Origin of the sequence: Parvibaculum sp. (genome assembly GCF_035511255.1) — a bacterium.
In the GTDB taxonomy this organism is placed as follows: Bacteria; Pseudomonadota; Alphaproteobacteria; order Parvibaculales; family Parvibaculaceae; genus Parvibaculum.
Genome location: NZ_DATKFR010000189.1, coordinates 1 through 7,215, shown reverse-complemented (window position 1 = coordinate 7,215; position 7,215 = coordinate 1). Strand labels below are relative to the sequence as shown.

Sequence of the window (7,215 nt, the reverse complement as noted above, 5' to 3'; positions counted from 1 at the left end):
CGAGGGCTTCGCGGTGCTGCTCGGAGAAGCGGTCAATGCGGCCGGCGAGCGCGTCGTCTCGAAGCTGCGCACGCCCGAGGGCTATACGCTGACCGCCATGACCAGCCTCGAAACCGTCCGCCGGGTTCTGAGCGGCGAGGTGACGCCTGGCTTCCAGACCCCGTCCAGCGCCTTCGGTGCCGACTACATCACCGAGTTCGACGGCTGCATCCGGCAGGATCTGAACAACTGAGTCGCGCGGTCCACTCCCTTGGGGGCCTCGGGGGAGGCCTTGGCCGCGCTTCGCACCGCGCCTATGCTCGATCCATGATCAAGCGCTTCCCACTCACATCCCTGCTCGCCGCGCAGATTGCGATCTGCGGCGGCAATGCTTGGGCGGCGGCGGAACCGGTGACGCCCCAGACCGTGCCACAGGTCGAATCCCCAAGTGGGTCTGAGAGCGGATCCAAGGCGAAGGAGCCGGACCGTGCGGAGGTTCTCGACAGACTTTTCGAAAAGCTTGCCCACGCGAAAAGCGCCGCCGAGGCGCAGCCGATCGAGGCCGCGATCTTCGAGGTCTGGATGCAGTCGGGCAGCCCGAGCGTCGATCTCCTGATGACGCGCGGGCTCGATGCCTTCTCCGCGAAGGACTACGACAAGGCGCTTTTCTATTTCAACGAAGTCGTCGCCCTCGATCCGGCCTTCATCGAGGGCTGGGACAAGCGCGCGGCGATCTTCTTCCTGAAGGATGACTACGCCTCGGCGCTCCGGGACATCGAGCGCGTGCTGAAGCTCGAACCCCGCCATTTCGGCGCGATGGGCGGTCTCGCCGTCATCCTGCAGGATCTCGGCGACAAGAAGGGCGCGCTCGACGTCTACCGCCGCGCGCTGGCGATCAACCCGTGGCTCGACGGCGCGGCGGAAGCGGAAAAGGCGCTGTCGCTCGACGTCGAGGGTCGAGGCATCTGACGCGTTCGGTTGCGTGCTGTGTAAATCCGCGACTTGCAAATTATAACTAAATAGTTATATCATGGATCGTTGGTCGGTTTTCGTCATTCCCGAGGCCGAAAGGGAGATTCGATCGCTTCCGGCGGATATGCAGGCACGGTTCCTACGCATATCGAGTCTGCTGGAAGACTTCGGACCGCAAAGGGTAAGCGCGCCGCATGTCCGGCACCTCGGCGACAAGTTGTGGGAGATGCGGTTGACCGGGCGCGACGGAATTGCCCGTGCAATCTATTTTGCGACATCCGGTCGCCGATTGATTGTCGTGCATGCCTTCGTCAAGAAAACTCAGAAGACGCCGAAGGGTGATCTCGATGTGGCGCGGCAGCGTATGAGGAATTGGGACGATGACACGAAAAGTTAAGTCGCTGCGGACTCTTTCGGCGCAATTGCTGAAAGACAAAGCGGTGCGCGCGGCTTACGACGAAATGTCGCTCGAATTCGAGGTCGCCCGCGCCATCATTGGGGCGCGAGAAAGATTGAATTTGACCCAGGGTGAGCTTGCGACACGGATGGGCGTGACCCAGCCTTTCGTCGCGAGGCTGGAAAGCGGACGGAGTCTGCCCACCATGGCGACGTTGAAGAAAATCGCCGAGGCGACGGGAACGGTGCCGAAGGTGAAATTCGTGAGTGAGCGGTCTTGATGCTCCTCGCGCTCCTGCTCGTACTCTTTGCCGCGCTCGCGATCTATTCCGTCGTCGCGACGGCGCGGATCGCGCGGACCTATCCGCCGCGCGGGCGCTTCGTCGAGGTGGACGGCGCGCGTATTCACTATGTCGAGATGGGCCCCCATGCCGGCCAGGAGGGGGCGAACCCCGACGGCGCGCCGATCGTGCTCATTCACGGTGCGAGCGGCAATCTCGGCGACATGGTCGAGAGCCTGATGCCGGCGCTTGCGAAGCGTCACCGCGTCGTCGCCTTCGACAGGCCGGGTCACGGCTGGAGCGAACGTCCGCGCACGGGCGACATGAGCGACCCGGCGGTGCAGGCGCGTGTGCTGAAGGCGGCTTGCGCGAAACTCGGCATCGAGAGGCCGGTGGTGCTCGGCCATAGCTGGGGCGGCGCGGTCGCGACCGTCTGGGCGCTTGCATATCCAGACGATCTTGCGGGACTTCTGGTGCTGGCCGGCGCGACGCATGTCTGGGAAGGCGAGGCAGCCTGGTATCACCGGCTGGTCGCGACGCCCTTTGCCGGCGCCCTGTTTATTCGTACACTGATGGTTCCGGCCGGCGGGCTCATGGTGGGTGCCGGCGTCAAGGGGGTCTTCGCGCCCGATCCGGTGCCTGATGGCTATGTCCACGCAATCGGCTTGCCGTTGCTTTTCCGTCCGCGACATTTCCGCTCGAACAGCCTGGACTCCGGCCGGCTGCGCGGGCATCTCATCCGCCAGAGCAAACGCTATAGCGAAATCCGTGTGCCGACCATCATCGTCACCGGCAATCGCGACAAGGTCGTCTGGGCGAAGCTCCACTCCTATGCGCTGCATGGCGAGATCGCCGGGTCGGAATTGATCAAGCTCACGGGTGTCGGCCACATGCCGCATTACGTGCGGGCCGATGTCGTGATCGACGCGCTGGAACGGCTGGCGCGGGGAGAGCGTCCCCGCGTGGGGACGCATGTTATGGACCCGGAAATGCCGGCGGCGATTTTATGAAGGCCTGAACCCCGCCCGGCGATTCGGGATGCCGGGGATAAGTTTCGCGAAAAATATTCCGCGAACCGCGCCCCTTGACCAGCGTGACGCTGCTTCCCACCTATTCCGTTATCTCCAGAACTGCGTCCGTCAGTCCACCGAGCTTCCCTTCCGGCCGACGAAGGCGACGCGCAGCATGTTGGTCGCGCCCGGCGTCCCGAGGGGGAGGCCCGCGGTGACAATGATGCGCTGGCCGGGCTGGGCGTAGCCCTCGCTGAAGGCAATGCGGCAGGCGCGTTCGGCGACGTCGTCGAGATCGTGGGCATCTTCGGTGAGGACGCAGTGAAGGCCCCAGACCAGCGCGAGGCGGCGCGCGGTGTCGACGATCGGCGTCAGCACGATGATCGGAAAGAGCGGGCGTTCGCGGGCGGCGCGCAGGCCCGTCGAACCGGAATTGGTCCAGCAGACGATGGCCGCGGCCTTCAGCGTGTCGGCGACGGTATGTGCCGCCGCACTGATCGCGTCGGCGCCGGTCGCTTCGGGCTCGTTGCGCTGGGCATAGATGATGCCGGGATAGGTCGGATCGGACTCAATCGACTCCGCGACCTTGTTCATGGTGCGGACGGCTTCGACCGGATACTGGCCGGCCGCCGATTCCGCCGAGAGCATGATCGCGTCGGCGCCTTCGAAGACGGCGGTGGCGACGTCGGAAACTTCGGCGCGCGTCGGCACGGGCGACGAGATCATGGACTCGAGCATCTGCGTCGCGACGACGACGGGCTTGCCGGCGCGGCGCGCGGCGCGGGTAATGCGCTTCTGCCAGCCGGGCACCTGTTCGAGCGGCAGCTCGACGCCGAGATCGCCGCGCGCGACCATGATCGCGTCGGAGATGTCGATGATCTCGTCGAGATGGACGAGGGCCTGCGGCTTCTCGATCTTGGCGAGCACGGCGGCGCGGCCATGCGCGATCTTGCGGGCCTCGGCCATGTCCTCGGGCCGCTGGATGAAGGACAGCGCGATCCAGTCGACGCCGAGATTGAGGGCCGCCTCGAAATCGGCGAGGTCCTTTTCGGTGAGGGCCTTCACCGGCAGCACGGCGTCGGGCACGTTGACGCCCTTGCGATTGGAGAGGCGTCCGCCGACCACGACTTCCGTTTCGGCGAAATCGGCGCCGGCCCTGGTGACGCGAAGCCTGATCTTGCCGTCGTCGAGCAACAGGTTGTTGCCTTCGCTGACGGCGGCGAAAATTTCGGGATGGGGCAGCGGCGCGCGCGTTTTGGTGCCGGGGGTCTTGTCGAGATCGAGACGGAAACTGTCGCCGGGGACCAGCATGACCGAACCGTTCTCGATCTCGCCGACGCGGAGCTTCGGTCCTTGCAGATCGGCGAGAATGCCGATGGGCCGACCGACCTCCGCCTCGACTTCGCGGACAAGGGCGTGAACCTTGCGCAGCCCGTCATGGCTGAGATGGCTCATGTTGAGCCGGAAGACGTCCGCGCCCGCTTCGAAAAGCGCGCGGATCATTTCCTTCGAACTCGAAGCAGGCCCGAGGGTCGCTATGATCTTGACGTTGCGCCGACGTATCACCGGGTGGCTCTCCTCATTGATGGCTCCCCTTCGACCAGAATGGCGCGGAAGTCGTTCACGTTCGTATAACTGGGCCCGGTGACGACAAGATCACCGAGTGCGGCGAAAAATCCACCTGAATCGTGGCTTTTCAGCGACAGGAGGGGATCGACACCGAGCGTTCGGGCGCGCGCGAGCGTGTCAGGGAGAACGAGCGCACCCGCCGGATCGTCGGCCGAGCCGCTGCCGCCGTCAATCCCGTCGGTGTCGCCGGCGATCGCCGAAATGCCGGCGACACCGCCAAGGGCCAGAGCCAGCGCCAGCGCGTATTCCTGGTTTCGTCCGCCGCTACCGCCTTCAGCCTTTTGTGAAAACGTCACACCGGTCTCGCCACCGGAAAGGATCGCGACACGATGTCTCCGAGCCTTCGCCGCCAGAGCCTGCCGCGCGTGGTCGCGGGCGACCTCATGCGCTTCGCCTTCTATGCGGTCGCCGAGATCGGTCACCTCATAGCCCTGTGTCGCGAGCATTTTCGCCGCCGCGTCGAGCGCCCGCGCGCCGCTCGCGACAATGTCGTAGCGCGCGGCGTGGAAAATCCCGTCGCCCGGTTTCGGGCTTTCGGACGCGGCGAGAAGGGCAGCCCGCAGATGCGGGGGAACCTCGATGCGGTAGCGGTCGAGAATGGCGAGCGCCTCGTCGCGCGTGGTCGGATCGGGAACGGTCGGACCCGAGGCGATGACGCTCGGATCGTCGCCGGCGACATCGGAGATCGCCAGCGTGACCATGCGCGCCGGATGAATGGCGGCGGCGAGACGGCCGCCCTTGATGCACGAAAGATGCTTGCGGACGCAGTTCATCTCCGAGATCGGTGCGCCGGAGGCGAGCAATGCGCGGGTGAGCGCCTGCTTGTCGGCGAGGCTGACGCCTTCGACGGGCAAGACCGCCAGCGCCGAGCCGCCGCCGGAGAGAAGCACCAGCGCGAGATCGTCGGGCTTGAGCGTGGCGGCCAGCGCGAGAAGCCGCCCGCTCGCGGCGACCCCGGCGGCGTCGGGCACTGGATGGGCGGCTTCCACGACCTCGACATGCCGCGTGGGCCGCCCATGGCCGTAGCGGGTGAGGGCGATGCCCTCGATGCGGGCGGCGGGCGCCGTTTGCGCGTAATGCGCCTCGGCGGCGGCGGCCATGGACGCGGCGGCCTTGCCGATGGCGAAAATGACCAAGCGCCCGGCGGGCGCGGGTGGCAGATGGGGAGCGAGGCAGGTTTCGGGCAGGGCCGAGCGCATGGCCTCCTCGAAGAGGCTCAGCAACAGGCGGCGCTCGGCTGAATGGTCGCTCGGCATCAGGAGATCATTCTCTGCATTTCCCGGCTCGGGTATAGTGGGGCCATGCAATCCCGGTCACGCGAGGGGTCGACCTCCCCGAGCGATCTCCTCCCTTACGAGCTTATCAATCCCGAAGGCGATTCGGGATTTCTTGTCGTCTGCGATCATGCCTCCAATGCGCTGCCGCCGGGTTACGGGACGCTCGGCCTCGCGGCGGCGGAGTTCGAACGCCATATCGCCTACGATATCGGCGCGGCGGGCGTTTCGCGGCTGATCGCCGAAACCCTCGATTGTCCGGCAGTGTTGGCACGCTGGTCGCGATTGCTGATCGACCTCAATCGCGGGCCGGACGATCCGACGCTGGTGATGAAATTGTCGGACGGGGCCATCGTGCCGGGGAACCGCGACGTCGATCCGTTTCAGGACCGCGACGAATTCGAGCGCCGGCTGGCGCTTTTCCACCGGCCCTATCACGAGGCGATCGAGGCGGCGCTGGCGCGGGCGGGCGATCAGGTGCCGGCCATCGTCTCGATCCACAGCTTCACGCCGCATTGGCGGGGCCGCGCGCGGCCCTGGCAGGTCGGCATCCTGTGGGACAGGGACGACAGATTGCCCAATGAGATGCTGCGCCTCTTGCGGCTGGAGCCGGGGCTCGTCGTCGGCGACAATGAACCTTATTCGGGCCGGCTCAAGGGCGACTGCCTCTACCAGCACGGAACGGTGAAGGGCCTGCCGCATGTGCTGATCGAAATCCGGCAGGATCTGATCGCCGATGTCGCGGGCCAGCGCGAATGGGCGGCGCGGATCGAGGAGATGCTGCGCGTCGCAGCCAAACTGCCGGGATTGCGCGACGTGCGGCATTACGGCTCGCATACGGATGCGCGGCTCACCATATGAGCCGAAAGGAGACATGCGATGGATAAGACGACACAGACCGAATTCGAGGCGGCGGCCTTCCGCAGGCTCGTCGAACATCTGCGGACGCGCACCGACGTGCAGAACATCGACCTGATGATCCATGGCGGCTTCTGCCGCAACTGCCTCGCCGACTGGCTGCGCGAGGCGGCGGAGGACAAGGGCGTCGCGATGTCGAAGGACGAGGCGCGTGAAACGATCTACGGCATGCCCTTTCCCGAATGGAAGGCGAAGTATCAGCCGGAGGCGACACCCGAGCAGCTCGCGGCCTTCGAGGCGGCGCAGAAGAAAAGCCACGGCTGACGGGCGTTTTCGCGCGGGCGATCTATCCACAGCTTTCTCTGGCCGCGATATTGCCGGGGGCACCCGCCCCCGATAGTGTCTCACCCCTCACCATCGCTGACACGGAACTGGAGCGACGCATCATGGCGGACGGCAATACCCCTGTGAATTCGGGCGGCGTCGCGCAGGACCAGCTTCGCTCGGTCATCGAGCGGATCGAGCGTCTGGAAGAAGAGAAGGCCGCGACCTCGGCCGACATCAAGGAAGTCTACGCCGAAGCGAAGGCCAACGGCTTCGACACCAAGACGCTGCGCCAGGTCGTGCGCATCCGCAAGCAGGACAAGGCCGAGCGCCAGGAACAGGAAGCGATCCTGGAGCTCTACCTGCACGCGCTCGGAATGGTCGAGTAAGCGGTTTCGATTTTCATCGACGTCATTCCGGACTTGGTCCGGCATCCATCTTCTAATCGGACTCGTGGCCAGATGGACCCCGGCACAAGGCCGGGGTGACGGA

Annotated in this window: 9 protein-coding genes and 1 pseudogene; 8 read left to right on the top strand and 2 right to left on the bottom strand. The window is 65.6% G+C overall.

The features are described 5' to 3' along the window. The 5 genes and pseudogenes from VMR03_RS07160 to VMR03_RS07140 all read left to right on the top strand — a co-directional run. Nucleotides 1-232, top strand: a pseudogene (locus VMR03_RS07160) (saccharopine dehydrogenase); the annotation flags it as partial. A 74-nt stretch (nucleotides 233-306) separates the two neighbouring features. Continuing rightward, nucleotides 307-948 (top strand): tetratricopeptide repeat protein, encoded by a 642-nt coding sequence (locus VMR03_RS07155; RefSeq protein ID WP_325403676.1) that lies wholly within the window; start codon nucleotides 307-309, stop codon nucleotides 946-948. Nucleotides 949-1,009: 61 nt separating this feature from the next. Next, nucleotides 1,010-1,348, top strand: a complete 339-nt coding sequence (locus VMR03_RS07150; RefSeq protein WP_325403674.1) for a type II toxin-antitoxin system RelE/ParE family toxin — start codon at nucleotides 1,010-1,012, stop codon at nucleotides 1,346-1,348. Next, the gene (locus VMR03_RS07145; RefSeq protein WP_325403672.1) at nucleotides 1,332-1,628 is read left to right on the top strand and encodes a helix-turn-helix transcriptional regulator; all 297 of its coding nucleotides are present in this window, start codon (nucleotides 1,332-1,334) and stop codon (nucleotides 1,626-1,628) included. The genes VMR03_RS07150 and VMR03_RS07145 overlap by 17 nt, the downstream gene beginning before the upstream one ends. Beyond that, on the top strand, nucleotides 1,628-2,638 hold the full coding sequence (locus VMR03_RS07140; RefSeq protein ID WP_325403670.1) for an alpha/beta hydrolase: 1,011 nt from the start codon (nucleotides 1,628-1,630) through the stop codon (nucleotides 2,636-2,638). Before VMR03_RS07145 ends, VMR03_RS07140 begins: the two co-directional genes overlap by 1 nt. A gap of 129 nt (nucleotides 2,639-2,767) precedes the next feature. On the opposite strand, the gene pyk is transcribed toward VMR03_RS07140, so the two are convergent. Together pyk and VMR03_RS07130 are read right to left on the bottom strand one after the other, a co-directional pair. Then, nucleotides 2,768-4,204: a pyruvate kinase gene (gene pyk / locus VMR03_RS07135; protein WP_325403668.1), complete on the bottom strand. Its 1,437-nt coding sequence runs from the start codon at nucleotides 4,202-4,204 to the stop codon at nucleotides 2,768-2,770. Further along, entirely contained in the window at nucleotides 4,201-5,523 is a 1,323-nt protein-coding gene (locus VMR03_RS07130) for a glycerate kinase (protein WP_325403666.1), read from the bottom strand. The genes pyk and VMR03_RS07130 overlap by 4 nt, the downstream gene beginning before the upstream one ends. A 45-nt stretch (nucleotides 5,524-5,568) precedes the next feature. On the opposite strand from VMR03_RS07130, the gene VMR03_RS07125 reads away from it, so the two are divergent. The 3 genes from VMR03_RS07125 to VMR03_RS07115 all read left to right on the top strand — a co-directional run bounded on the left by VMR03_RS07125 (nucleotide 5,569) and on the right by VMR03_RS07115 (nucleotide 7,112). Beyond that, nucleotides 5,569-6,402 (top strand): N-formylglutamate amidohydrolase, encoded by an 834-nt coding sequence (locus VMR03_RS07125; protein WP_325403664.1) that lies wholly within the window; start codon nucleotides 5,569-5,571, stop codon nucleotides 6,400-6,402. Nucleotides 6,403-6,420: 18 nt separating this feature from the next. Further along, nucleotides 6,421-6,723, top strand: a complete 303-nt coding sequence (locus tag VMR03_RS07120) for a DUF1244 domain-containing protein (RefSeq protein ID WP_325403662.1) — start codon at nucleotides 6,421-6,423, stop codon at nucleotides 6,721-6,723. Between the two features lie 122 nt (nucleotides 6,724-6,845). After that, on the top strand, nucleotides 6,846-7,112 hold the full coding sequence (locus VMR03_RS07115; RefSeq protein WP_325403660.1) for a DUF2312 domain-containing protein: 267 nt from the start codon (nucleotides 6,846-6,848) through the stop codon (nucleotides 7,110-7,112). Nucleotides 7,113-7,215: the final 103 nt, after the last annotated feature.